Source organism: Pseudomonas sp. 6D_7.1_Bac1 (assembly GCF_025465945.1).
Taxonomy (GTDB): Bacteria; Pseudomonadota; Gammaproteobacteria; order Pseudomonadales; family Pseudomonadaceae; genus Aquipseudomonas.
The window spans coordinates 68177-93902 of the sequence record NZ_JANLNW010000072.1; the positions used below are offsets into that span (position 1 = coordinate 68177).

Consider the following 25726-nt stretch of genomic DNA (forward strand, 5'->3'; position numbering starts at 1 on the left):
GCGCACATGCGCCATCCACTACAGGGCGCCGGAGCGCCAAACATAAGCAAATTATATGCCTGAAACTGAAGTGTTTGCCTAGAGCGCTGTAACAATAAATACGTATAGTTTTTTATTGGGGTAAGCGCTCCGGCGACTGACCAAACGCCTCAGTGCTTACAGGCGGAACTCATGGCCCAGGTACACTTCCTTCACCAGGTCGTTGGCCAAAATGGTTTCGGCGTCGCCTTCGGCGATCAGTTGACCGTCGTTGACGATGTAAGCGGTTTCGCAGATATCAAGGGTTTCGCGGACGTTGTGGTCCGTGATCAGCACGCCGATGCCCTTGGCCTTGAGGTGATGAATGATCTGCTTGATGTCGCCCACCGAAATCGGGTCCACGCCGGCGAAAGGTTCGTCGAGCAGGATGAATTTCGGTGCCGTGGCCAGGGCGCGAGCGATTTCCACGCGGCGACGTTCGCCACCGGAAAGGCTCATGCCGAGGTTTTCGCGGATGTGGTTGATGTGGAATTCCTGCAGCAGGCTTTCCAGCTCCTGGCGACGACCGGCCTTGTCGAGTTCCTTGCGGGTCTCGAGGATGGCCATGATGTTGTCGGCAACCGAGAGTTTGCGGAAGATCGACGCTTCTTGCGGCAGATAGCCGATACCTGCCCGTGCACGACCGTGCATCGGCTGGTGGCTGACGTCCAGGTCGTCGATCAGTACGCGCCCCTGATCGGCCTGGACCAGACCCACGATCATGTAGAAGCAGGTGGTCTTGCCGGCGCCGTTCGGGCCAAGCAGGCCGACGATCTGGCCGCTGTCGATCGACAGGCTGACGTCACGCACGACCTGGCGGCTCTTGTAGCTCTTGGCCAGATGCTGGGCTTTCAGAGTAGCCATTACTGGGCCTTCTGCTGGTCGGTTTTCTGCTTCGGCTGGATGACCATGTCGATGCGTGGGCGCGGTGCGGTGATGGCGCTACCGTTGGCGCGACCGGCCTGGGCGATCTGCTTCACCGTGTCATAGACGATTTTCTCGCCTTCGGTGGTGTTGCCGTCGTTGATGACCTTGGCCTTGTCGATCAAGATGATGCGGTTTTGCGCAGCATGGTACTGGATGGTTACGCCATAGCCTTTGACCGGCTGTGGATCGCCAACTTTCTGCAACTGCTCGAAATACGCCAGGTTGCCCACCGAGGTCACCACGTCGATGGCGCCATCCTTGGTGCGAGTGATCGTCACGGTGTTGCCGGTGATTTTCATCGAACCCTGGGTAATGATCACGTCACCTTTGTAGGTGGCGATGCCTTGTTTGTCATCCAGCTGAGCGTCGTTGGCCTGAATGCGAATAGGTTGCTCGCTATCGTTCGGCAGAGCCCAGGCGCTCACGCTTCCCAGTGCTGCGCCCAGACTGAGCAAAATAGGGAGAGTTTTAACGAGCCTCATACTGTCCTCTTACGTTCGATAGCAGGTGTATCCTGCTGTCTTTCAAATACGCTTTCATTCCGTTACCCGTCGATACACCACCAGCGCCGTCGATTCTAACGGCTTGCTCGGTCTGCGCATATTGCTGCTGCGGGAATACAGTCATACGACTGCTGGTAATAAGCATCGGGCGGTCCTTCTCGTCTGTACGTGCAACACGTACCGAGTCGATCAACTCAACTTCAGTGCCGCCCGAATTGACCTCGCCACGTTCGCTCTGGACGTGCCAGGGGAAAGTGGTGCCCCGATACATATTCAGGTCGGGCTTGGTCAGCAGGGTGATGTCGCTGGCTTTGAGATGCTCGACCTTGTCGGACGTCATGTCGTACTGCAATTTGCCATCGGGCATGTACTGCACGCTGTGGGCGTTGATGGCGTAATAGTCGATCTGGCTCTCGTCGACGTGCACTACCGGCTTGTCGAGGAAGCGTTCCGGGCTGATGTTCCAGTAGCCAACGGCCGCGAACAGTGCGGCTATGACCCCGAAGAACAGTATGTTGCGAATCTTTTTGCTCAACATGAGTGGCTCACAGGTACGCGGCGTTAGCCGCTTCAAGGTTGCCCTGGGCGCGCAGGATCAGCTCGCAGAACTCGCGAGCAGCGCCTTCGCCGCCACGAGCCTGAGTGATGCCGTGAGCATGTTCGCGGACGAAGCTGGCGGCGCTGGCCACGGCCATGCCCAGGCCGACGCGGCGAATCACCGGCAGATCCGGCAGGTCGTCGCCCAGGTAGGCAACCTGCTCATAGCTTAGGCCCAGCTGCGCCAGAAGCTCGTCGAGCACGACCAGTTTGTCTTCGCGGCCCTGATAGAGGTGAGGAATGCCCAGGTTTTTGGCTCGTCGCTCGACCACCGGGGTCTTGCGTCCGCTGATGATGGCAGTCGTCACGCCGGAGGCCATCAGCATCTTGATGCCCTGGCCGTCGAGGGTGTTGAACGTCTTGAATTCGCTGCCGTCCTCGAGGAAGTACAGGCGACCGTCGGTCAGCACGCCATCGACGTCAAAAACCGCCAGTTTGATGTTTTTGCCGCGTTGCAGCAGGTCCGAGCTCATTACATTACTCCCGCACGCAGCAAATCGTGCATGTTCAAGGCGCCCACCGGACGGTCCTCGCTGTCGACCACGACCAGTGCGTTGATTTTGTGGTCTTCCATGATTTTCAGGGCTTCGGCGGCGAGCATCTCGGCGCGCGCTGTCTTGCCATGAGGGGTCATGACGTCGTCGATGGTGGCTTGATGGATGTCGATGGTGCGGTCCAGCGTGCGGCGCAGGTCGCCATCCGTGAAGATGCCGGCGAGTTTGCCGTCAGCTTCCAGTACGACGGTCATGCCCAGGCCCTTGCGGGTCATTTCCATCAGCGCGTCTTTGAGCAGTGTGCCGCGCACGACTTGTGGCAACTCCTGGCCTGCGTGCATGACATTTTCGACTTTCAGCAACAAGCGGCGGCCCAGCGCGCCGCCAGGGTGTGAAAACGCGAAATCTTCGGCGGTAAAGCCGCGGGCTTCCAGCAACGCGACGGCCAATGCATCACCCATCACCAGCGCTGCGGTGGTGGAGGACGTCGGCGCCAGGTTCAGCGGGCAGGCTTCGTGCTCGACATGAACATTGAGGTTCACTTCGGCAGCCTTGGCCAATGGCGAATCAGGATTGCCGGTCAGGCTGATCAGTTTGATGCCCAGGCGTTTGATCAGTGGCAGCAGCGTGACGATTTCGTTGGTGGAGCCGGAGTTCGACAGCGCGAGGATGATGTCGTCGCGGGTGATCATGCCCATATCGCCGTGGCTGGCTTCGGCCGGGTGCACAAAAAAAGCCGTGGTGCCGGTGCTGGCGAGGGTGGCCGCAATCTTGTTGCCGATGTGCCCGGATTTGCCCATGCCGACCACGACCACGCGGCCTTTGCTGGCCAGAATCATCTCGCAAGCGCGTACGAAATCCGCGTCGATATGGGCCAGCAAGCCTTCTACGGCTTCAAGCTCGAGGCGGATGGTGCGTTGTGCTGATTGAATCAGGTCGCTGGATTGGCTCATGTCAGAAATTGTATAGCCCGATGAAAAGGCGGCGATTATAGCGGTAATGATCAAATCCCTCACGTTAGTTCGTCGTGCTTTATTCCGGCGACTCCCCCAAACGCTGAAACTTGCGCCTTTTTGCCTGTCTTGATGCTGAACGCCGCAGGCTTCGGCCTTGGGCGCTTTGTATTAGCAGTGATATAGTTCGTCGCCAGTTCGGCCTGCCCAGGATGTAATGTGCTCTCGGCAGGGAGCACGGCGTCCGAGTGAGAGGCTTGCATCGCAAGGAGTTTAGATGAGTGCCGATAACGCCTACGCGGTCGAGCTGAAGGGAGTGTCCTTCAAGCGCGGCGCGCGCAGCATTTTCAATAATGTCGATATTCGCATTCCGCGCGGTAAGGTCACCGGCATCATGGGACCTTCCGGTTGCGGAAAAACCACACTGCTGCGCCTGATGGGCGCGCAGTTGCGCCCTTCAAGTGGCGAAGTGTGGGTCAACGGGCAGAATTTGCCCGAGCTGTCGCGCAGCGATCTGTTTGATGCGCGCAAACACATGGGCGTACTGTTCCAGAGCGGCGCACTGTTCACGGACCTCGATGTTTTCGAAAACATCGCCTTTCCGCTGCGTGTTCACACCCAGCTTTCGGATGAAATGATCCGTGACATCGTCTTGCTCAAGTTGCAGGCGGTGGGGTTGCGCGGTGCCATCGACCTGATGCCTGATGAGTTGTCTGGCGGCATGAAGCGGCGCGTTGCGCTGGCGCGGGCCATTGCCCTCGATCCGCAGATTCTGATGTACGACGAGCCCTTTGTCGGTCAGGACCCAATCGCCATGGGCGTACTGGTGCGCCTGATCCGTCTGCTCAACGACGCCTTGGGCATCACCAGTATCGTGGTTTCCCATGATTTGGCCGAAACCGCGAGCATTGCCGATTACCTGTATGTCGTAGGGGATGGGCAGGTGTTGGGGCAGGGGACTCCCGATGAGCTGATGGGCTCCGATAATCCGCGGATTCATCAATTCATGAAAGGTGATCCAGACGGGCCGGTACCGTTCCACTTTCCAGCGACGGATTACCGCGCAGATCTTCTGGGGAAGCGCTGATGCGCAAGATTTCACTAATAGAGAGAGTTCGTCGATTCGGCCAGGCCGGCATCGACAGCGTCGCGGTGCTCGGCCGTTCATCGCTGTTCCTGTTTCACGCCCTGCTGGGGCGTGGTGGCGTCAGTGGCGGATTTGGGCTGCTGGTCAAGCAGTTGCACTCGGTCGGCGTGATGTCTCTGGTGATCATCGTGGTCTCCGGGATATTCATCGGGATGGTGCTGGCGCTGCAAGGCTTCAACATTTTGTCCAGTTACGGTTCGGAGCAGGCGGTCGGGCAGATGGTTGCGCTGACGCTGTTGCGTGAGCTGGGGCCGGTGGTGACCGCGTTGCTGTTCGCCGGGCGTGCCGGTTCTGCGTTGACCGCGGAAATCGGCAACATGAAATCCACCGAGCAGTTGTCCAGTCTGGAGATGATTGGCGTCGACCCGCTCAAGTACATCATTGCCCCCCGGCTGTGGGCCGGCTTCATTTCCCTGCCGCTGCTGGCGATGATTTTCAGCGTGGTCGGTATCTGGGGCGGTTCCTGGGTGGCTGTCGACTGGTTGGGTGTGTATGAAGGTTCCTACTGGTCGAACATGCAAAACAGCGTGACGTTCGATGGTGACGTGTTCAATGGCATCATTAAAAGCATCGTCTTTGCCTTTGTCGTGACCTGGATCGCCGTATTCCAAGGCTATGACTGCGAGCCCACTTCAGAAGGGATCAGTCGTGCCACTACCAAGACCGTGGTGTATGCCTCATTGGCCATTCTCGGCCTGGACTTTATTTTGACCGCCTTGATGTTTGGAGATTTCTGATGCAAAACCGCACCCTGGAAATCGGTGTCGGCCTTTTCTTGCTGGCTGGCATCCTGGCTTTAGTGTTGCTTGCGCTGCGGGTCAGTGGGCTGTCCCCTGTTTCGAGCACCGATAGCTATAAACTTTATGCCTATTTCGACAATATCGCCGGTTTGACGGTCAGATCAAAAGTGACCATGGCCGGTGTGACCATCGGCAAGGTCACGGCAATCGATCTGGATCGCGACAGTTTCACTGGTCGGGTGACGCTGCAGCTGGAGAAACGCGTAGATAATCTGCCGACTGACTCCACTGCATCTATCCTCACTGCTGGCCTGTTAGGCGAGAAGTACATCGGCATCAGCGTTGGCGGCGAAGCGACCCTGCTCAAGGATGGCGGGACCATCCATGACACGCAGTCGTCGCTGGTGCTCGAAGACCTGATCGGTAAATTCCTGCTCAATACCGTTAGCAAAGACGCTAAATAAGGAGTTTTTTCATGATCTCTACCTTGCGACGTGGCCTGTTGGTATTACTTGCGGTCCTGCCGTTTATGGCTCACGCCGTGGCTGCTCCGTCCGCACACGACATCGTGCAGGACACCACCAATCGGCTGCTCGCCGACCTGGCGGCCAATAAAGAGAAGTACAAAAAGGATCCGAATGGCTTTTACGATGCCTTGAACACCATCGTTGGGCCCGTGGTGGATGCCGAGGGCATCTCCAAGAGCATCATGACGGTCAAGTACTCGGGCAAAGCCACTCCGGCGCAAATGAAAACCTTTGAAGATAACTTCAAGCGCGGCCTGTTCCAGTTCTATGGCAATGCCTTGCTCGAGTACAACAATCAGGGGATCACCGTCGACCCTGCCAAGAACGAGTCGGGAGACCGTACAAGCGTTGGCATGACGGTCAAAGGCAGCAATGGCGCGATTTACCCGGTGCAGTACACCCTCGAGAAGATCAATGGCGAGTGGAAGCTGCGCAACGTGATCATCAACGGCATCAACATTGGCAAGATATTCCGTGACCAGTTCGCCGACGCGATGCAGCGCAATCGCAATGACCTGGACAAGACCATCAATGGTTGGGCCGGTGAAGTCGCCAAAGCCAAGGAAAAGACTGAGGCGGATACGACTCAGAAGAAGACTGTTCAATGAGTGAGTCGGCCGTCCGCATGGGCGAGGCCGGTGAGCTGATGCTCAGTGGCGTGCTCGATTACCGCACCGGGCCGGATCTGCGCAAGCAGGGCCAGGCGTTGATCAAGTCGAGCAAGGCGCCAGCATTGGTGCTTGATTGCTCGGGTGTGCAAAAGTCCAGCAGTGTCGGCTTGTCGTTGTTGCTATGCTTCATGCGCGATGCAGCGGCGGCTGGCAAGGCTGTGAGCATCCGCGCCCTGCCCGATGACATGCGCGAAATCGCTCAGGTCAGCGAATTGACCGAGCTGTTGGCGCATCCATAACTACCATCTATATAGAAGCCCCCCGTCAGAGTCCTGCTATGCGGGGTTCGCAGGCGCGGGGCTTTTTTGTATGATGTCCGACCCGCGCGCACACGGCGCCGATTGAGGTTGAGCATGCAGGCCAACGAAGTGAAGAGCTTTCTTGAAGGAAAGCTGTCCGAGACTCTTTTATCAGTGCAGGTAGAAGTTGAGGGCGAAGGCTGCAACTTTCAGCTGAACGTGATTAGCGATGAGCTGGCGGCATTGAGCCCGGTCAAGCGTCAGCAGCAGATCTATGCCCATTTGAACCCATGGATCACCGATGGCAGCATCCATGCGGTCACTATGAAATTTTTCAGCAGCGCGGCCTGGGCCGAGCGCACCTGAGCCCAAGGGCGTCGAGATTCTTATGGATAAATTGATTATTACCGGCGGCGTTCGTCTTGATGGCGAAATCCGCATCTCCGGGGCAAAGAACTCTGCCCTGCCGATTCTGGCTGCAACGCTGTTGTGCGATGGCCCAGTGACGGTCGCCAACCTGCCGCACCTGCACGACATCACCACCATGATCGAGCTGTTCGGTCGCATGGGCATTGAGCCGGTGATCGACGAGAAACTCAGCGTCGAAATCGATCCACGCACCATCAAGACCCTGGTCGCGCCGTACGAACTGGTGAAAACCATGCGTGCCTCGATCCTGGTTCTGGGGCCGATGGTTGCGCGTTTTGGTGAAGCCGAAGTTGCACTGCCTGGCGGTTGCGCCATCGGTTCGCGTCCGGTCGACCTGCACATCCGTGGCCTTGAAGCCATGGGCGCGACCATTGACGTGGAAGGTGGTTACATCAAGGCGAAGGCGCCAGAAGGCGGCCTGCGCGGTGCAAACTTCTTCTTCGATACCGTCAGTGTGACCGGTACCGAGAACATCATGATGGCTGCGGCGCTGGCCAACGGCCGCAGCGTTCTGCAAAACGCTGCCCGTGAGCCTGAAGTCGTCGACCTGGCGAACTTCCTCAATGCCATGGGCGCCAACGTCCAGGGCGCCGGCACCGACACCATCACCATTGAAGGTGTGAAGCGTCTGCACACCACGACTTACAAAGTCATGCCGGACCGTATCGAAACCGGTACTTACCTGGTGGCTGCTGCTGTGACTGGCGGCCGCGTGAAGGTCAAGGACACCGATCCGACCATCCTTGAAGCCGTTCTGGAAAAACTCAAGGAAGCGGGCGCCGAAATCACCACCGGTGAAGACTGGATCGAGCTGAACATGCACGGCAAACGGCCAAAAGCCGTTAACGTGCGGACCGCTCCGTACCCGGCGTTCCCGACCGACATGCAAGCGCAGTTCATCTCTCTCAACGCGATTGCCGAAGGCACTGGCGCTGTGATCGAGACGATCTTCGAAAACCGCTTCATGCACGTCTACGAACTGCACCGCATGGGCGCCAAGATCCAGGTCGAAGGCAACACCGCCATCGTGACCGGTACCGAAGTCCTCAAAGGCGCGCCAGTCATGGCCACCGACCTGCGGGCTTCTGCCAGTCTGGTGATTTCGGCACTGATGGCCGAAGGCGATACACTGATCGACCGCATCTACCACATCGACCGTGGGTACGAGTGCATCGAAGAGAAGCTGCAGATGCTCGGCGCGAAGATCCGCCGCGTACCGGGCTAGTACTTGCGTCAAGGGCACAGGGACGTGCCCGACTGTTGAATCGTTCAAGTCGAGCCTGTCGTTTCAGGCTCGACGTTTGTCCGGCGCCGTTTGCGACCGGGCATAAGTATCCTGATAAGGACTTACGTTTCCCATGTTGACCATCGCACTGTCCAAGGGCCGCATCCTCGACGACACCCTGCCGCTTCTGGCTGAAGCGGGCATCGTGCCGACCGAGAATCCGGACAAGAGCCGCAAGTTGATCATCCCCACGACCCAGGCCGATGTGCGCTTGCTGATCGTGCGCGCCACCGATGTGCCGACCTACGTCGAGCACGGTGCCGCTGACCTGGGCGTCGCCGGTAAAGATGTGCTGATGGAATACGGCGGCCAGGGCCTGTACGAGCCACTGGATCTGCAAATCGCCCAATGCAAGCTGATGACCGCTGGTAAAATCGGCGCGATCGAGCCCAAGGGCCGTCTGCGCATTGCCACCAAGTTCGTCAACGTTGCCAAGCGTTACTACGCCGAGCAGGGCCGTCAGGTCGACATCATCAAGCTCTACGGCTCGATGGAACTGGCGCCGCTGATCGGTCTGGCGGACAAGATCATCGACGTGGTCGATACCGGTAACACGCTGCGGGCCAACGGCCTGGAGCCACAGGATTTCATTGCTGCCATCAGCTCCCGGCTGATCGTCAACAAAGCTTCGATGAAAATGCAGCACGCCCGTATCCAGGCGTTGATCGACACCCTGCGCAAGGCAGTGGAGTCTCGACACCGCGGCTGATTCACCTGCGCGACCTTGAGTCGCGCCCGTCTATCCGCCTCATAGCCAGAATTCTCAGGTGCCCAAGCGGAAACGACTGCTAGTTTAGGGCGCCTGAGTTTTTGCCAATCCTATGAGGCTCTCGCTATGACCGCACCGACTGCAATTCGCCGACTCAACGCTGCTGACCCGGATTTCGCGCATCATCTGGATCATCTGCTGAGCTGGGAAAGTGTGTCTGACGATTCGGTCAATCAGCGGGTGCTGGACATCATCAAGGCGGTGCGCGAGCGCGGCGACGCGGCGCTGGTTGAGTTCACCCAGAAGTTCGACGGCCTGCAAGTGGCGTCGATGGCCGACCTGATCCTGCCGCGTGAGCGTCTGGAACTGGCGTTGACCCGGATCACCGTGCCTCAGCGCGAAGCCCTGGAAAAAGCCGCTACACGCGTGCGCAGCTACCACGAAAAACAGAAGCAGGACTCCTGGAGCTACACCGAAGCCGACGGCACGGTCCTGGGCCAGAAGGTCACGCCGCTGGATCGCGCCGGTTTGTACGTACCGGGTGGCAAGGCGTCTTATCCTTCTTCGGTGCTGATGAACGCGATCCCGGCCAAGGTGGCCGGTGTGACCGAAGTGGTCATGGTCGTGCCGACGCCAAGGGGTGAAGTCAACGAGCTTGTGCTGGCTGCAGCGTGCATCGCTGGTGTCGACCGGGTGTTCACCATCGGTGGCGCGCAAGCCGTTGCCGCGCTGGCCTACGGCACCGAAAGCGTACCGAAGGTCGACAAAGTCGTCGGCCCCGGCAACATCTATGTCGCCACCGCCAAGCGTCACGTGTTCGGTCAGGTGGGCATCGACATGATCGCCGGCCCATCGGAAATCCTCGTGGTGTGCGATGGCCAGACCGATCCGGACTGGATCGCCATGGACCTGTTCTCTCAGGCCGAGCACGACGAAGACGCTCAGGCAATTCTGGTCAGCCCCGACGCCGAATTCCTCGACCAGGTGGCAGCGAGCATTGCCAAACTGCTACCCACCATGGAACGCGCCGAAATCATCAAAACCTCGATCAATGGTCGCGGTGCGCTGATCCAGGTTCGCGACATGCAGCAGGCCATCGAAGTGGCCAACCGCATTGCGCCGGAGCACCTGGAATTGTCGGTGGCCGATCCGCAAGCCTGGTTGCCGCAGATTCGCCACGCCGGTGCGATCTTCATGGGCCGTCACACGTCTGAAGCCTTGGGCGACTACTGCGCCGGTCCCAACCACGTGTTGCCGACTTCCGGCACCGCGCGTTTCTCCTCGCCGCTGGGGGTTTATGACTTTCAGAAGCGTTCGTCGATCATCTTCTGCTCCGAGGCTGGCGCTTCGGAGTTGGGCAAGACCGCTTCCGTACTGGCCCGTGGCGAGTCGCTGACCGCTCACGCTCGCAGCGCCGAATACCGCATCGTTGACGACAAGAAGGTGAACTGAATATGAGCAAATTCTGGAGTCCATTCGTCAAGGATCTGGTGCCGTACGTGCCGGGCGAGCAGCCGAAACTGGCGAAGCTGGTCAAGCTCAATACCAATGAAAACCCTTACGGCCCATCGCCCAAAGCACTGGCGGCGATGCAAACCGAACTGAACGACAACCTGCGTCTGTACCCGGACCCCAACAGCGACTTGCTCAAGCAGGCGGTGGCCAAGTATTACGGGGTGCAGGGTAATCAGGTGTTCCTCGGCAACGGTTCCGATGAAGTGCTGGCCCATGTTTTTCATGGCCTGTTCCAGCACGGTCAACCGCTGCTGTTCCCGGACATCAGCTACAGCTTTTATCCGGTGTATTGCGGCTTGTATGGCATTCCATTCGACGCGGTGCCGCTGGACGAGCAGTTCCAGATTCGCGTCTCGGACTATGCCAAGCCAAACGGCGGGATCATTTTCCCCAACCCGAATGCACCGACCGGTTGCCTGTTGGCACTGGACGCTGTGGAACAAATCCTCAAGGCCAGCCCCGACTCGGTGGTGGTGGTCGATGAAGCCTATATCGACTTCGGCGGCGAGACGGCGATCAGCCTGGTCGACCGTTACCCGAACCTGCTGGTGACTCAGACGCTGTCCAAGTCGCGTTCGCTGGCCGGTTTGCGTGTGGGCCTGGCGGTGGGTCATCCGGACCTGATCGAAGCGCTGGAGCGGATCAAGAACAGCTTCAACTCCTATCCACTGGATCGCCTGGCAATCGTCGGTGCGGCGGCAGCGTTTGAGGATCGCGAGTACTTCGACAAGACCTGTCAGTTGGTGATCGACAGTCGTGAGCGTGTGGTCGAGCAATTGCAGGAGAAGGGTTTTGAGGTGTTGCCGTCGGCAGCGAACTTCATCTTCGCTCGTCACCCGCAGCATGATGCGGCAGGTCTGGCGGCGAAATTGCGCGAGCAGGGCGTAATTGTCCGGCACTTCAAGCAGGAACGCATTGCCCAATTCCTGCGCATCACCATCGGTACGCCAGAGCAGAACCAGGCGTTGATCGACGGCCTCGGCGACCTTTAACACAACGCCGAACCTGTGGGAGCGAGCCTGCTCGCGATGGCGGCTTAACAGTCAACGATGATGTTGAATGTTACGGCGTCATCGCGAGCAGACGGAACGCCGCCCGGCTGCTCCCACATTGATTTGTGTTGCTGCTTACTCTGCTTCCTTGACCGGTGCTGGCGGCGGACGCAGGCCGATTTCTGCGGTCATCTTGAGCTCCTTGCCATTGCGCATGACCTGGACGGTGACCTTGTCGGTCGGCTTGATCCGTGCAACCTGATTCATCGAACGGCGGCCATCGCCGGCCGGTTCGCCGTCAATGCTGAGAATCACATCGCCCAATTGCAGGCCGGCTTTTTGCGCCGGACCATCGCGGAAAATCCCCGCCACGACGATACCCGGACGCCCGGAAAGGCCGTACGACTCTGCCAGCTCCTGGCTCAACGGCTGCACTTCAATCCCGAGCCAGCCGCGAATCACCTGACCGTGCTCGATGATCGACTTCATCACTTCCATCGCCAGTTTGATCGGGATCGCGAAGCCAATGCCCTGAGAACCACCGGACTTGGAGAAAATCGCGGTGTTGATCCCGGTGAGGTTGCCGTTGGCATCTACCAGCGCACCGCCGGAGTTGCCTGGGTTGATCGCGGCGTCGGTCTGGATGAAGTCTTCGTAGTTGTTCAGGCCCAGCTGATTACGCCCCGTGGCGCTGATGATGCCCATGGTCACGGTCTGGCCGACGCCAAACGGGTTGCCGATGGCCAGCGCGACATCGCCGACGCGCACGCTTTCGGAACGGCCGACGGTGATTGACGGCAGGTTTTTCAAATCGATTTTCAGCACCGCGAGGTCGGTTTCCGGGTCGCTGCCGATCACGCGTGCGAGGGTTTCACGACCATCCTTGAGTGCAACAACAATCTGGTCGGCGCCTGTGGTCACGTGGTTGTTGGTCAGCAAGTAACCTTCCGGGCTCATGATCACCCCGGAACCGAGGCTCGATTCCATGCGCTTCTGCTTGGGCTCGTTGTCGCCGAAGAACCGCCGGAACTGCGGGTCTTCAAACAGCGGATGGCTGGTTTTGTTGACCACTTTGGTGGTGTAGAGGTTGACCACCGCCGGTGCGGCGATAACCACGGCGTCGGCGTAAGACACTGGCCCCTGTTGGGTCTGAGTGGTTTGTGGGGCTTGCTGCAGGTTCACATCCAGGCTTGGCAGTCCGACCCATTGTGGGTAACGCTGGATAATCAACAACGCGATAAGCACGCCGGCAAGCAGCGGCCAGCCGAAAAAACGCAGACCCTTAAGCATTGAACAAATCCTGGGAGGTTACGGAGAGCCTTCCACGGCCCATAATGTTGCGCATTATACGAGGCCGCGCGCGCCTCTGAACGGGATATTTAGGAGTCTTTTATGGCCGTTGCCCTGAGCACCCTGGTAGAAGAAGCGGACCGTTACCTCGCCAGTTCACGAATTGCCGACTATTGCCCCAACGGCCTGCAAGTCGAAGGTCGGCCGCAGGTCATGCGCATCGTCAGCGGCGTCACGGCCAGCCAGGCATTGCTCGATGCCGCAGTCGAAGCCAAGGCCGATCTGGTGCTGGTGCACCACGGCTACTTCTGGAAAGGCGAGAACCCCTGCATTACCGGTATGAAGCAGCGTAGGCTCAAAACCTTGCTCAAGCACGATATCAGCCTCCTGGCCTATCACTTGCCGCTGGATCTGCATCCGGAAGTGGGCAACAACGTGCAACTGGCTCGTCAACTGGACATCACCGTCGAAGGCCCGCTGGACCCGGAAAACCTCAAAGTGGTCGGCCTGGTCGGCTCCCTCGCCGAACCCATGACCGCGCGCGACTTTGCCCGTCATGTGCAAGAAGCCATGGGCCGTGAGCCGTTGCTGATCGAAGGTAGCGAGATGGTCCGGCGTGTCGGCTGGTGCACGGGCGGTGGTCAGGGCTATATCGATCAGGCGGTGCTGGCCGGTGTCGACTTGTACCTGAGCGGTGAGGCGTCCGAGCAAACCTTCCACAGCGCCCGTGAAAACGACATCAGTTTCATCGCCGCTGGCCATCACGCCACCGAACGCTACGGTGTGCAGGCGCTGGGGGAATATCTGGCGCGACGGTTTGCCCTTGAACACATCTTCATCGACTGCCCAAACCCGATATAAAGCGCATTCTGCAGCTGCCGAAGGTTCGGGCCGCGTTCGGACGATCTTTTGGCTGATGCCGGGGCATTACGCACCCGGAAACTTTTGTTCGTAGTCTTTTTGTAGCCATTTGTAGCAGGAACCTTCAATCCGATCCGCTTTACCGCTAGTCTGCGGACATCTGCAATGCCGACAACAGTACTTCAATAAGAGTTGGCTATGACTGACCTGTTCCGAATCCAGAGGCCTTCCAGCGCGGCGATGCCTGTGCTGGAGGGGCGTTTTTACCGACCACCCTTGCCCGACGGCTATGTGCTGCGGCCTCGCCTGTGCGAGCGGCTGAGTGCAGGGTTGCAGGGGCGATTGCTGCTGGTCAGTGCGCCTGCAGGGTTCGGTAAAAGCTCGTTGGCGGTGGAGTTCTGTCAGAGCCTGCCGGCGCATTGGCACAGTCTCTGGCTGGGGTTGAGTCCGCGCGACAACGATCCCGGGCGCTTCCTCGAACGGCTGCTTGAAGGGTTGCAACACTATTTTCCGACGTTGGGCAGCCAGTCCCTTGGCCTGCTGAAAATGCGCCAACGCCATCAACCGTTCGCCTTCGAAGAATGGCTGGACGGCTTGCTCGACGAACTGGCGACTCGCCTGTCCCCGAGCATGCCGCTGCTGCTGGTCCTGGATGACTACCATCTGGCCCAGGGCCCGGTGCTCGATCGCTGCCTGCAATTTTTCCTCAATCATTTGCCCGATGGCCTGCTGGTGCTGGTGACCAGTCGCCAGCGCCCCGACTGGCACCTGGCGCGTTTGCGCCTGTCGCGACAATTGCTTGAGCTGCACGAACAGGACCTGCGCCTGACCCATGACGAATCCCTGGCCTTGCTGGATCGACACAGCAGTTCATTGCGTGGCGAGGCGCTGGAGAGTCTGATCCAGCGCAGCGAAGGCTGGGTCGCGGGGTTGCGTTTCTGGTTGCTGGCCGCCTCCGAAGCGGGGAATGGCGGCGCGTTGCCGCAGCCGCTGCACGGTGGCGAAGGCTTGATACGCGATTACCTGCTTGAAGAGGTCATCGATTGCCTGCCCGCCGAGGTGCAGTCATTTTTGTACGACACCGCACCGCAAGAGCGCTTTTGCAGCGAACTCTGCGATGCCGTGCGCGAGGCCCATGACAGCGCCGAGATCCTGCGCTTCCTGCTGTCCCATCAGGTGTTCCTGGTGCCGCTCGACGAGCACGGTCACTGGTATCGTTATCACCATCTGTTTTCCGACCTGCTGCGCAGCCGGCCGACCGCCAATGCCATGGTGCCCACCGCGAGCCTGCACTTGCGCGCCTGTCGCTGGTTCAACGCCCAGGGTTTGCTCGATGAGGCGGTAGAGCAGGCGTTGCGCGCCGGGCACCTGGATGTGGCGGCGAACCTGGTGCAGAACCTTTCCGAAGAACAACTGCTGGCCGAACAGAACGTCGGCATGCTGCTGCGCTGGAAAATGGACTTGCCCGACAGCCTGCTGATCAGCACCCCGCGGCTGATCGTGTTGTACAGCTGGGCATTGGGATTGGCCTGTCAGCTGGATGCCGCTGAAGAGTTGGCCAACCACTTGAGCCGCTTTCTGCCGGCGCCTTCGGCTACTGCACAAAAATCCATGTTGGCGCAGTGGCTGGCGCTGAGCGGGATCATCGCCCGCGGTCGCGGCCAGCGTGAACTGACACTGATGTACTGCACCGAAGCGCTGGAGAGCCTGCCGCACAAACGTTACGGCCAGCGCCTGGTATGCCTGTCGACCTTGTCCAATCTGGCGATCGCCGACGCGGATTTGTGGCGCGCCCGGGGGTTGAACCGTGAGTCGCTGGAACTGGCGCAACGGGTCGGCAACCCGCTGTTCGAGGCGCTGGCCCATTACGACCGCGCGCGGGTGCTGCAAGCGCGGGGGGAGATTCTCCGCTCGCTGGACGAAGTGCATCAGGGCCAGCAACGCTTGCAGGGGTTATCGCCGCAGCGGCTATACGCGGTTCGCGCACGGCTGACCTTGTATGAAGGTTTTCTACTGACCTTGCGCCTGCAACCCGAAGCCGGGTTGGCGCGTTTGCGAGCGGGTTTGAACGAAGCGCGGGCCTGTCGCGACATCAGCGTGCTGATCGGTCACTGCGTGATCGCCAAGCTTGAGGGCAGCAACGGCGAGTTCGCCAGGGCCTTTGCCGAACTGGCCGAGGCCGAGCGGCTGATGCACATCTGGGACGTGCCGCCGATTTACTACCTGGCGATGATCACACTGGTCAAATGCGAGCTTTGGCTGGCTCAGGGCCGCACCGATCTGGCCGAAGCCTGGCTGACACGGTTGGGCCAGACCTATAACGGAGAGCAGGCCGCGGCACCACCGGAGTTTCATCCGCAAATGCCACTGCACATCGAATTGCAACAAGCGCTTCTGGAAGCCATTCAAGCGCAGCCGATGCTGGCCGAAGGGCGTCTCAACGCACTGTTGGAACACGGGCAGAAGACCGGACGGCAGATGCTCAGCGTGATGGCGTTGAATCAGAAGGTCGCGCTGCTGCTGAACACTGGCCGCGAACCAGAGGCGCGTCAGGCCTTGGTTCAGGCGTTCGAGGCGGCGGCCGGTGGCGTCCTGCAACCTTTCGAATGGTTGCTGCGCGAACGCCCGGACTGGCTGCGCGAGCAACTGGCGCACTGTCCGCCCGGTGCATTGCGTGAGAGCCTGGTCGAGCGTTTGCCCCAAGTGGCGGCCCGCGAGACTGCAGAACCGCAGCACCCCGGCGAAACCCTCAGCGCCCGTGAACAGGCGGTATTGCAATTGATCGCTCAAGGCTGCTCGAACCAGGAAATCAGCGATCAGTTGTTTATCTCGCTGCACACCGTCAAGACCCACGCCAGCCACATCAACAGCAAACTCGGCGTCGAACGCCGCACCCAGGCAGTGGCCCGGGCCAAGGAGTTGGGGTTGTTGGTGTAGGTCAAATCACCTGAATCAAAACCCTTCCAACGCCTGCAACCCGCAAAACTTGCGCTGCGAATAGGCCAGCGGCGCGCCTTCACGGCTTTTCACCGCGACGACTTTACCGACATACACCGTGTGGGTGCCAAGGTCCATTTGGTGGGCGATCTCGCAGTCGAAACTCGCCAGGGCATTGTCCAGCAGCGGTGCGCCGGTGGTGTGCGGCGTCCAGTCGGCGCAGGTGAAACGGTCGGCGTTTTCCAGTTTGATCTGCCCGGCGAACACCTGCGCCACCGGCCGTTGCTCGGTCTCGATGACGTTCACACAGAAGCAACCGTTCAGGTCGATGGCTTTCGAGGCCAGGTTGCTGCGGTTCACGCAGACCAGCAGCATCGGCGGTTCGGCCGAGACCGAGGTCATGGCGCTGACGGTCACGCCGAAACGGCCGCCGCTGCCATCGGTAGTAATCACCGTCACTCCGGTAGCGCATTGGCCCATGGCCGCAATGAATTGCGCCGGATCGGCCGCAGGGGTTGGCTGGCTCAAGGTGCTGACTTTGTCTTGCTGAAAACGCACGGACCCATTCATCGCACACATCCTCTTCATTTCGGATTTGATGAGTCGATTCTGCGAGGGCGCGGCCAATACCGAAATTAGTTAATTTGTGGCGGCTGAAGCTAAAAAGCCTAAGCCCAGTTTTTAGCTGGGCAACAACCACAAATAACCTCATTTATTTGTGGTTAGCCTCATGAACAGAATGGCCCCAGACACAGCGCCCAGCGCGAACCGTTGGCACATCATGGGGATTCACAATGATCAGAACAGGCGAGCAGTACCGCGATTCCATCCGCGACGGCCGTGAGGTTTACATCAACGGCGAACGCGTGACGGATGTGCCGTCCCACCCGGCGTTCAAGCCGCTGGTGGATGTACGGGCGCGGATCTATGACATGCAGCACGACGCCGCGACCAAAAGCACAATGACTTATCAGGACGAGCGCGGCGAAAGCCACGCCATCGGCCTCAAGTTGCCGCGCACCCAGCAGGACTGGTGGGACAAGCGCAACTCCACCGACGCGGTGCTCAATGACATCGGCGGTGTAGTGACCCGCGTTGGCGATGAAACCGTCGGCGAAATGTGGTCGCTGTTCGACGGCCAGGACGTGCTCAACGAGGTCAACCCGCAGTTTTCGGCGAACATCCGCAACCACATCGACAAAGTGCTCTACAGCGACACCTTCCACGTCTCGGCCAACACCGACCCCAAGGGCGACCGCTCCAAGCGCCCACAGGACCAGGACCCGGACATGCTGTTGCACGTGGTCAAGGAAACCGACGCCGGGATCATCGTCCGCGGCGCCAAATATGAAACCGCCGCCGCCTACTCGAACCAGGCGTTCACCAAACCCACCATCGCCAACTGGGGCAACTCCGAGCTGTCGAATTACGCGGTCGGCTTCATCTGCGACCTGAGTTCGCCAGGCTTGAAGTTCATCTGCCGCAGCGGTTTTGCCGGGCGTGGCAGCAGCGACGACTACCCGTTGGCCAACCGCTTCGATGAAGTCGATGCGCTGGTGATTTTCGACAACGTGCTGATCCCGTGGGAAAACGTGCTGTTCTATCAGCACACCAAAGCCGCGACCTTTATTCGTTCGACCTTGCACCGCTACAGCGCCTTCGCGTTCGTGCAGCGCAACCTGAAAGTGGCAGACATGCTGATCGGCGCGGCGCTGTTCAACGCCCGTCAAACCGGCCTGGAAAACCAGCAGGCGGTACAGGAAAAACTTGCTCAACTGGCCTGCTACCGCGAAGGCATCAACGCGCACCTGACGGCGTCCATCGCACTGGCCGAGAAGAGCCCTGGCGGCTTGCTGATGCCGAACCAGTCGCTGCTCTACACCGGTCGGGTGCTGGCGACTTCGCAATTGCACAACATGACTCACATCGCTCGCGAACTGTGCGGCGGACAGATCTGCGTGACCCCGGACGCGGCGACCTTCAATCACCCGGAAGCCGGCAAGTGGCTGGACAAGTACTACTCGGTCAACGACGACTGGGTCGCCGAAGACCGGCGCAAGCTGCTGGCCTTCGCCCGCGACCTGATGAACTCAGACTACGCCGGGCACCGCCTGACGTTCCAGTTGTTCGCCCAGTCGCCACCCTTCGCCCACTTGGCGGCGGTGTACCGCAACTTCGACTGGGACGGTCCGCTGGACTTCGTGCGCAAGTCCGCCGGTTTGTCCGACCGGGTGATGGGCGCGGCCAAGGCCCCGATTGCCGCCGCACCGGCGCCGAAGATCGCCTTGAAGGCCTGAGTCTTTTGAACGCCTGACCCTGGGCGGTCAGGCATCCCCCCCGTTTCGAACACAGGTTCTCAGCATGAGCACACCGACGCACACCCGCATTCGCATGTTCAACACCAAGGAAACCTACCCGAACCAGACCCTCGACAACGACCTTTGCCAGGCGGTGGTCGCCGGCAATACCGTGTACGTGCGCGGTCAGGTCGGCACCGATTTTACCGGCAAACTGGTGGGCCTCGGCGACCCACGGGCCCAGGCCGAGCAGGCGATGAAAAACCTCAAGCAACTGCTGGAGGAGGCCGGCAGCGACCTCAGCCACATCGTCAAAACCACCACCTACATCACCGACCCGCGCTTTCGTGAACCGGTCTACCGGGAGATCGGCAAGTGGCTCAAGGGCGTGTTTCCGATCTCCACCGGGCTGGTGGTCGCAGGTTTGGGGCAGGCGGAATGGCTGATGGAAATCGACGTGATTGCAGTGATCCCGGATGAGGAGCGGCGCTGATGACTTTTTCCATCGTCGGCCGTTGCGCCGAAACTGGACAACTGGGGATCGCCATCAGTTCGTCGAGCATTGCTGTCGGCGCTCGTTGCCCCTGGCTGCGTGCCGGCACCGGAGCGGTGGCGACCCAGAACATCACGTTGCCGGCCCTGGGCCCGGAAATTCTCGACCTGCTCGGCTCCGGGGAGAACCCTGAAGCCGCGCTCGATAAAGCCCTGACCCGGCATGGCTTCAGCCAATACCGGCAAGTAGCGTTGATCGATCAGCATGGTGCCACGGCGTTTTTCACCGGCAGCCAGGCGTTGGGCGTGAACAACGCGGTGGCCGGTGAGCAATGCGTGGCTGCCGGAAATCTGCTGGCGGACCCACAGGTGATTCAAGCGATGGTCACGGCGTTTGAAGCCGGTGCCGGCGAGTTGCTGGCCGACCGTTTGCTCGCGGCCATGCAGGCTGCCATGACTGCTGGCGGTGAAGCCGGGCCGGTGCATTCGGCGGCGTTGTCGGTGGTCGGCGATCTGCTGTGGCCGGTGGTCGATTTGCGGGTGGACTGGGCCGAGCAGGACCCGATTGGGCAACTGAGTCAGTTGTGGCAGGCCTATCGGCCGCAAATGGATGATTATGTGATCCGCGCGTTGAACCCGACGCTGGCCCCGAGCTACGGCGTGCCCGGTGATGAATGAGCACTTTTAACAGTCGTGCGTTGCTGGAACGGTTGATCGGCTTCAACACCGTCAGCCGCGACTCCAACCTGGCGCTGATCGAATTTATCCGCGACTACCTCGCGGATTTCGGCGTGGCCAGCGAATTGTTCTTCAACGCGCAAAAGACCAAGGCCAACCTCTACGCCAGCATCGGACCCACGCACCTGCGTGGGATTGTGCTGTCCGGGCACACCGACGTGGTGCCGGTGGATGGTCAGGCGTGGACGGTCGAACCATTCGTGTTGAGTGAGCGCGAAGGACGCCTGTACGGACGCGGCACTGCCGACATGAAAGGTTATCTGGCCTGCGTGCTGGCGGCGGTGCCGGCATTGGTCGCGCAGCCGTTGCAGGTGCCGGTGCACCTGGCGTTTTCCTATGATGAAGAAGTCGGCTGCCTCGGCGTGCGCTCGTTGCTCGCCGAACTGCAACAGCGCGAACCCAAACCGCTGGCCTGCATCATCGGCGAGCCCACCGAGTTGCGTCCGGTGCTCGGCCACAAAGGCAAACTGGCGATGCGTTGTTGCGTGCAGGGCGCGGCCTGTCATTCGGCCTATGCGCCGCAAGGGGTCAACGCCATCGAATACGCGGCGTGGCTGATCGGCAAACTCGGACAAATCGGCGAAGGGCTGGCGCAGAACGAAGACCTCGACCTGCGCTTCGACCCGCCGTACTCGACCGTGCAAACCGGGGTCATTCGTGGCGGCACGGCGCTGAACATCGTGCCGGCGCAGTGTGAGTTCGACTTCGAAGTACGGGCCTTGCCGAGTTTCGATCCGCAGCGGGTTGCGGACGAGTTGCAAGCCTTCGCCGAACAGCAACTGCTACCGAAGATGCAGGCTGTGCAACCTGAGACCGCGATTCGATTTCAGCCGTTGAGTGGCTATCCGGGGTTGGCGACCAACCCTGACGGCTTCGCCGCCGAACTCATCGCCCGCTTAAGCGGCTGCAATGAATTTGGCACCGTGGCCTTTGGCACAGAAGGCGGATTGTTCGATCAGGCCGGGATTCCCACCGTGGTCTGCGGGCCTGGAAGCATGGAGCAAGGGCACAAGCCGGATGAGTTTGTCAGCGTCGAACAGATGCTGGGGTGTGAGCGGATGTTGGAGCGGTTGACTCATTGGTTGCGGATGCCGCAGTAATTGCGCGCTACGCAGATCCCCCGTAGCAGCTGGCGTAGCCTGCGTTCGAGCGCGAAGCGGTCGTAAATCCTCCACACGCGGTTTTCAGGTGAAATGGGGGGGCCAAGTTTGCGAGGACTTCGTCCTCGAACGCAGGCTACGCCAGCTGCTACGGGGTTGGGGTTGATCTCTGGGCCTTGGCGGTGAGCTGCTCCCGACAATAATCCGCAAACAACTGCGCCGGTTTGGTCAGTTGCCCGCGTTTGAGCCACGCCGCCACTAACCCGGAACCGGTGACCTCTTCGACAATGTCCACGCACACCACTTTCTGCCCGTCGTAGGTGCACTCCGAGTGTGGCCGGGTCACCAGGATCGAAAAGCCGAATCCCTGGCCGACCATCCCGCGAACCATTTCGATCGACGGCGAGCTGAAGGCAATTCTTGGCGTTAACCCCAACTCTTCAAACAGGCTGACGAAATAGGTCCGGCTCGGCTGCACGTCGAGCAGAATCATGGGCTCCAGGCACAGGTCACGCAGGGACACCTGCGCTTGCTGGGCAAAACGGTGATCGGCCGGCAGCAGCGCGTAAGGCCGTTGCGCCGGCATCAGCGGTTCGGTTTCGATGGTGCCGTCCAGGTCGTGCTCGTACAGGATCGCCAGATCGAAAGCGCCCGACGTCAAACCCTGCACCAGCTCTTGCTGCTCACCATCGCGGATGCGGATTTCCACCCCCGGATACAACGCCGAGAACCCGGCAAGCAATTGCGGCAGGTACAGCGGCGCGACCGTTTCAAAGCAGCCGATATCGATCTGCCCGGACACCACGTCGTTGTCGGCCAGGGCGTTCTGCTCGAACTCCTTGGCCATGCGCAACAGCTCCTGCGCTTTACGATAAAACCGCGCACCGCTGGGGGTGAGGGAAACACCCTGGGCGTGGTGACGGATCAGCAACTGCACACCAAAGCTGTCTTCCAGGCCCTTGATCGCCGTGGAAATCGACGGCTGGGCGATGTACAGCTTGCGCGACGCTTCGGCGACGCTGCCGCATTCGACGGTAGTAATGAAGTACTTCAGTTGACGCAGATTGTAGGCAGCCACAGCAAACCTCGGGGTGGATGGATTCGACGTCAGTCTCGACAGTTGAACCCAAGCAATGTGCGCACCGCCCTTATCCGCTTGGGCGACGGTTTTGTTATGCCTGAACAATAACCACATGGCGCGCACGTGGGGAGCTTGGTTGCCCAGTTTTTTCATCGCCTGCGAACACATATTTACTATTTTTCCCTGGCGCGGGCCTGAGCCACCATCCACTGCACGAGAAAGCCCAAGGAGCATCCGAACGTGTTCGAGCTTGAATATTGGCAAGGCCAGGCCGCCGCAGTGCAGTTTCCCACGCAGGCATTGATCGATGGCAAACAGCGACCGGCGCAGTCCGGGCAGACCTTTGCCGCGATCAACCCGGCCACCGGCACTGTGTTGGCCGAGGTGGCCGCGTGTGGCAGTGAAGACGTCGATGCGGCGGTGATCAGCGCACGGCAGTCGTTTGAGTCGGGCGTGTGGTCGGCGCGCTCGCCCAGCGAGCGCAAACAAGTGCTGCTGCGTTTGGCCGAGCTGATCATGGCCAACCGCGAAGAACTGGCGCTGCTCGACTCGTTGAACATGGGCAAACCGGTGATGGACGCCTATAACATCGACGTGCCGGGCGCCGCCGGGGTGTTTCGCTGGTACGCCGAAAGCCTCGACAAACTCTATGACCAGGTCGCCCCGAGTGCGCAGAACGTGCTGGCGACCATCACCCGCGAAGCCCTTGGCGTGGTGGCCGCGGTGGTGCCGTGGAATTTTCCGTTGGACATGGCCGCGTGGAAACTCGCGCCTGCGTTGGCGGCCGGTAATTCGGTGATCCTCAAACCGGCCGAACAATCACCGTTTTCGGCGTTGCGTCTGGGTGAACTGGCGTTGGAAGCGGGTCTGCCGCAAGGCGTGCTGAACGTGCTGCCGGGCCTCGGTGAACAGGCCGGCAAGGCCTTGGGCTTGCACCCGGATATCGATTGTCTGGTGTTCACTGGTTCGACCGAAGTCGGCAAATATTTCATGCAGTATTCGGCGCAGTCGAACCTCAAACAGGTGTGGCTGGAGTGTGGTGGCAAGAGCGCCAATCTGGTGTTCGCCGATTGTCAGGACCTCGACCTAGCGGCGCAGAAAGCCGCGTTCGGGATCTTCTTCAATCAGGGTGAAGTCTGCTCCGCCAACTCGCGGTTGCTGGTGGAGCGCTCGATTCATGACCCGTTTGTCGAGCGGCTCAAGGCTCAGGTCGAACGCTGGCAGCCGGGTGATCCGCTGGACCCGTCGAGCACCGCCGGGGCGATTGTCGACAGCCGTCAAACAGCGCGGATCATGAAATTCATCCAACAGGCTGAACGCCAGGGTGCGAAGCGCGTGTGCGGCGGTCAGCAGTCGGTCTTCAACGGCTCGGACAACTTCATTCAGCCGACGATTTTCACCGGCGTGACGGTGGACATGCCGCTGTTTCGCGACGAAGTATTCGGCCCGGTATTGGCAGTCACCGCGTTCGATGACGAAGCCTGCGCACTGCAATTGGCCAACGACAGCGTCTACGGTTTAGCGGCGTCACTGTGGACCGACGACCTCAATCGCGCCCACCGCGTGGCGCGGCAATTGCGTGCCGGTACAGTGTCGGTCAACAGCGTCGATGCGCTGGATGTGACGGTGCCTTTTGGCGGTGGCAAGCAATCCGGTTTTGGCCGTGACCTGTCGCTGCACTCGTTCGATAAATACACCCAGTTGAAGACCACCTGGTTTCAACTGCGCTGACAATAAAAACGGAGAACTGGCGATGACCACCCCACGTGAAACCCGCGACTACCAGGCCGCCGATGCTGCGCACCACATCCACGCGTTCGTCGATCAGAAAGCCCTCAACGACGAAGGGCCACGGGTGATGGTCCGTGGCGATCGCCTGCATTTGTGGGACAACGACGGTCGGCGTTATCTGGACGGCATGTCCGGGCTGTGGTGCACCAACCTCGGTTACGGGCGCAAGGATCTGGCCGCCGCCGCGAGCCAGCAATTGGAGCAACTGCCGTACTACAACATGTTTTTCCACACCACCCACCCGCAGGTGATCGAGCTCTCCGAGCTGTTGTTCAGCCTGCTGCCGGGGCATTACAGCCACGCGATCTACACCAACTCCGGCTCCGAGGCCAACGAGGTGTTGATCCGCGCGGTGCGGCGTTACTGGACCATCCTCGGCAAGCCCGAGAAGAAAGTCATGATCGGCCGCTGGAACGGTTACCACGGTTCGACCCTGGCCGCGACGGCGCTGGGTGGGATGAAGTTCATGCACGAGATGGGCGGGATGATTCCGGACATCGCGCACATCGACGAACCGTACTTTTTCGCTCACGAAGGCAACCTCACGCCAGCCGAATTTGGCCTGCGGGCGGCGCGGCAACTGGAAGAGAAGATTCTTGAACTGGGCGCCGACAAGGTCGCCGGATTCATCGCCGAACCGTTCCAGGGCGCAGGCGGGATGATCTTTCCGCCAGAGAGTTACTGGCCGGAAATTCAGCGGATCTGCCGCAAGTACGACGTGCTGCTGTGCGCCGACGAAGTGATCGGCGGCTTCGGTCGCACCGGTGAATGGTTCGCCCATGAGCACTTCGGTTTCGAGCCCGACACCTTGTCCATCGCCAAGGGCCTGACCTCCGGTTACATCCCCATGGGCGGGCTGATTTTGTCGAAAAAAATGGCTCAGGTATTGGTGGAGCAGGGCGGGGTGTTCGCCCACGGCCTGACCTATTCCGGGCACCCGGTGGCGGCGGCGGTGGCCATCGCCAACCTCAAAGCCTTGCGCGACGAAGGCGTGGTCACACGGGTGAAGGACGACATCGGGCCGTACCTGCAGAAGTGCCTGCGCGAGGTGTTCGGCAACCATCCGTTGGTGGGCGATATCCAGGGCGTGGGCATGGTCGCGGCCTTGCAGTTGGCCGAGGACAAAACCAGCCGCAAACGCTTCGCCAACGAGAACGACATCGCCTGGCGCTGCCGCACGATTGGTTTCGAAGAAGGGGTGATCATTCGCTCGACACTGGGCCGGATGATCATGGCCCCGGCGTTGATTGCCACGCGTGAAGAAGTGGATGAACTGATCGCTAAAACCTTGCGTGCGGTGGATCGTACGGCGCAGGAATACGACCGGCTCTAATATCGCTGGAAGGTCCTGCGGACCTTATCGCGAGCAGGCTCGCTCCCACATTGGAACTGT

26 protein-coding genes are annotated in these 25726 nt (G+C 60.1%); 18 read left to right on the top strand and 8 right to left on the bottom strand.

Going from position 1 to position 25726, the window contains the following annotated elements:
- Nucleotides 1-156: 156 nt before the first annotated feature.
- From lptB to NTD87_RS19920, 5 genes are read right to left on the bottom strand one after another with little or no spacing between them, the layout of a single operon-like run.
- Entirely contained in the window at nucleotides 157-882 is a 726-nt protein-coding gene (lptB, locus tag NTD87_RS19900; RefSeq protein WP_262115902.1) for an LPS export ABC transporter ATP-binding protein, read from the bottom strand.
- Nucleotides 882-1427, bottom strand: coding sequence for a lipopolysaccharide transport periplasmic protein LptA (lptA, locus tag NTD87_RS19905; RefSeq protein WP_262115903.1), 546 nt, complete (start codon nucleotides 1425-1427; stop codon nucleotides 882-884). Before lptA ends, lptB begins: the two co-directional genes overlap by 1 nt.
- Nucleotides 1414-1986 (bottom strand): LPS export ABC transporter periplasmic protein LptC, encoded by a 573-nt coding sequence (lptC, locus tag NTD87_RS19910; protein ID WP_262115904.1) that lies wholly within the window; start codon nucleotides 1984-1986, stop codon nucleotides 1414-1416. Before lptC ends, lptA begins: the two co-directional genes overlap by 14 nt.
- Before the next feature lie 7 nt (nucleotides 1987-1993).
- Nucleotides 1994-2518 (bottom strand): KdsC family phosphatase, encoded by a 525-nt coding sequence (locus NTD87_RS19915; protein WP_262115905.1) that lies wholly within the window; start codon nucleotides 2516-2518, stop codon nucleotides 1994-1996.
- Nucleotides 2518-3492: a KpsF/GutQ family sugar-phosphate isomerase gene (locus tag NTD87_RS19920; protein WP_123424282.1), complete on the bottom strand. Its 975-nt coding sequence runs from the start codon at nucleotides 3490-3492 to the stop codon at nucleotides 2518-2520. Before NTD87_RS19920 ends, NTD87_RS19915 begins: the two co-directional genes overlap by 1 nt.
- A gap of 277 nt (nucleotides 3493-3769) precedes the next feature.
- Here NTD87_RS19920 and NTD87_RS19925 point away from each other — a divergent pair, with 277 nt between their 5' ends.
- The 10 genes from NTD87_RS19925 to hisC all read left to right on the top strand — a co-directional run bounded on the left by NTD87_RS19925 (nucleotide 3770) and on the right by hisC (nucleotide 11746).
- Nucleotides 3770-4579, top strand: coding sequence for an ATP-binding cassette domain-containing protein (locus tag NTD87_RS19925; protein ID WP_262115906.1), 810 nt, complete (start codon nucleotides 3770-3772; stop codon nucleotides 4577-4579).
- Nucleotides 4579-5376 (top strand): lipid asymmetry maintenance ABC transporter permease subunit MlaE, encoded by a 798-nt coding sequence (gene mlaE, locus NTD87_RS19930; RefSeq protein WP_262115907.1) that lies wholly within the window; start codon nucleotides 4579-4581, stop codon nucleotides 5374-5376. Before NTD87_RS19925 ends, mlaE begins: the two co-directional genes overlap by 1 nt.
- Nucleotides 5376-5843, top strand: a complete 468-nt coding sequence (gene mlaD / locus NTD87_RS19935) for an outer membrane lipid asymmetry maintenance protein MlaD (protein ID WP_262115908.1) — start codon at nucleotides 5376-5378, stop codon at nucleotides 5841-5843. Before mlaE ends, mlaD begins: the two co-directional genes overlap by 1 nt.
- 11 nt (nucleotides 5844-5854) lie before the next feature.
- Complete coding sequence (locus tag NTD87_RS19940; protein ID WP_262115909.1) at nucleotides 5855-6514, top strand: phospholipid-binding protein MlaC; 660 nt, start codon at nucleotides 5855-5857, stop codon at nucleotides 6512-6514.
- Complete coding sequence (locus NTD87_RS19945) at nucleotides 6511-6816, top strand: lipid asymmetry maintenance protein MlaB (protein WP_262115910.1); 306 nt, start codon at nucleotides 6511-6513, stop codon at nucleotides 6814-6816. The genes NTD87_RS19940 and NTD87_RS19945 overlap by 4 nt, the downstream gene beginning before the upstream one ends.
- Before the next feature lie 114 nt (nucleotides 6817-6930).
- Nucleotides 6931-7182, top strand: coding sequence for a BolA family protein (locus NTD87_RS19950; RefSeq protein WP_019691904.1), 252 nt, complete (start codon nucleotides 6931-6933; stop codon nucleotides 7180-7182).
- A 22-nt stretch (nucleotides 7183-7204) separates the two neighbouring features.
- On the top strand, nucleotides 7205-8470 hold the full coding sequence (gene murA, locus NTD87_RS19955) for a UDP-N-acetylglucosamine 1-carboxyvinyltransferase (protein WP_262115911.1): 1266 nt from the start codon (nucleotides 7205-7207) through the stop codon (nucleotides 8468-8470).
- 133 nt (nucleotides 8471-8603) lie between these two features.
- The gene (gene hisG, locus NTD87_RS19960; RefSeq protein ID WP_095077852.1) at nucleotides 8604-9239 is read left to right on the top strand and encodes an ATP phosphoribosyltransferase; all 636 of its coding nucleotides are present in this window, start codon (nucleotides 8604-8606) and stop codon (nucleotides 9237-9239) included.
- Nucleotides 9240-9365: 126 nt separating this feature from the next.
- The gene (hisD, locus tag NTD87_RS19965) at nucleotides 9366-10691 is read left to right on the top strand and encodes a histidinol dehydrogenase (RefSeq protein WP_262115912.1); all 1326 of its coding nucleotides are present in this window, start codon (nucleotides 9366-9368) and stop codon (nucleotides 10689-10691) included.
- 2 nt (nucleotides 10692-10693) lie between these two features.
- On the top strand, nucleotides 10694-11746 hold the full coding sequence (gene hisC / locus NTD87_RS19970) for a histidinol-phosphate transaminase (protein WP_262115913.1): 1053 nt from the start codon (nucleotides 10694-10696) through the stop codon (nucleotides 11744-11746).
- A 135-nt stretch (nucleotides 11747-11881) separates the two neighbouring features.
- Here hisC and algW read toward each other — a convergent pair whose 3' ends face one another.
- Nucleotides 11882-13036 (bottom strand): Do family serine endopeptidase AlgW, encoded by a 1155-nt coding sequence (gene algW / locus NTD87_RS19975; RefSeq protein WP_262115914.1) that lies wholly within the window; start codon nucleotides 13034-13036, stop codon nucleotides 11882-11884.
- A 102-nt stretch (nucleotides 13037-13138) separates the two neighbouring features.
- Here algW and NTD87_RS19980 point away from each other — a divergent pair, with 102 nt between their 5' ends.
- Together NTD87_RS19980 and NTD87_RS19985 are read left to right on the top strand one after the other, a co-directional pair.
- A complete protein-coding gene (locus NTD87_RS19980) occupies nucleotides 13139-13897 on the top strand; it encodes a Nif3-like dinuclear metal center hexameric protein (protein WP_262115915.1) in 759 nt (252 codons plus the stop codon).
- A 198-nt stretch (nucleotides 13898-14095) separates the two neighbouring features.
- Nucleotides 14096-16834 carry a LuxR C-terminal-related transcriptional regulator gene (locus NTD87_RS19985; protein WP_262115916.1) on the top strand — a complete coding sequence of 913 codons (2739 nt, stop codon included), beginning with the start codon at nucleotides 14096-14098 and terminating at the stop codon, nucleotides 16832-16834.
- Nucleotides 16835-16849: 15 nt separating this feature from the next.
- Here NTD87_RS19985 and NTD87_RS19990 read toward each other — a convergent pair whose 3' ends face one another.
- Complete coding sequence (locus NTD87_RS19990; RefSeq protein ID WP_262115917.1) at nucleotides 16850-17404, bottom strand: flavin reductase family protein; 555 nt, start codon at nucleotides 17402-17404, stop codon at nucleotides 16850-16852.
- Nucleotides 17405-17628: 224 nt separating this feature from the next.
- Here NTD87_RS19990 and NTD87_RS19995 point away from each other — a divergent pair, with 224 nt between their 5' ends.
- The 4 genes from NTD87_RS19995 to argE all read left to right on the top strand — a co-directional run bounded on the left by NTD87_RS19995 (nucleotide 17629) and on the right by argE (nucleotide 21461).
- The gene (locus NTD87_RS19995; protein WP_262115918.1) at nucleotides 17629-19131 is read left to right on the top strand and encodes a 4-hydroxyphenylacetate 3-hydroxylase family protein; all 1503 of its coding nucleotides are present in this window, start codon (nucleotides 17629-17631) and stop codon (nucleotides 19129-19131) included.
- 64 nt (nucleotides 19132-19195) lie between these two features.
- Nucleotides 19196-19624, top strand: a complete 429-nt coding sequence (locus NTD87_RS20000) for a RidA family protein (RefSeq protein WP_262115919.1) — start codon at nucleotides 19196-19198, stop codon at nucleotides 19622-19624.
- Complete coding sequence (locus tag NTD87_RS20005; protein ID WP_262115920.1) at nucleotides 19624-20301, top strand: DUF1028 domain-containing protein; 678 nt, start codon at nucleotides 19624-19626, stop codon at nucleotides 20299-20301. The genes NTD87_RS20000 and NTD87_RS20005 overlap by 1 nt, the downstream gene beginning before the upstream one ends.
- The gene (gene argE, locus NTD87_RS20010) at nucleotides 20298-21461 is read left to right on the top strand and encodes an acetylornithine deacetylase (protein ID WP_262115921.1); all 1164 of its coding nucleotides are present in this window, start codon (nucleotides 20298-20300) and stop codon (nucleotides 21459-21461) included. Before NTD87_RS20005 ends, argE begins: the two co-directional genes overlap by 4 nt.
- A gap of 148 nt (nucleotides 21462-21609) precedes the next feature.
- Here argE and NTD87_RS20015 read toward each other — a convergent pair whose 3' ends face one another.
- Nucleotides 21610-22539 (bottom strand): LysR family transcriptional regulator, encoded by a 930-nt coding sequence (locus tag NTD87_RS20015; protein WP_262115922.1) that lies wholly within the window; start codon nucleotides 22537-22539, stop codon nucleotides 21610-21612.
- 243 nt (nucleotides 22540-22782) lie between these two features.
- Here NTD87_RS20015 and NTD87_RS20020 point away from each other — a divergent pair, with 243 nt between their 5' ends.
- Both NTD87_RS20020 and NTD87_RS20025 read left to right on the top strand, forming a co-directional pair.
- Nucleotides 22783-24273, top strand: a complete 1491-nt coding sequence (locus NTD87_RS20020) for an aldehyde dehydrogenase (protein ID WP_262115923.1) — start codon at nucleotides 22783-22785, stop codon at nucleotides 24271-24273.
- A gap of 22 nt (nucleotides 24274-24295) precedes the next feature.
- Nucleotides 24296-25666, top strand: coding sequence for an aspartate aminotransferase family protein (locus tag NTD87_RS20025; protein ID WP_262115924.1), 1371 nt, complete (start codon nucleotides 24296-24298; stop codon nucleotides 25664-25666).
- Nucleotides 25667-25726: the final 60 nt, after the last annotated feature.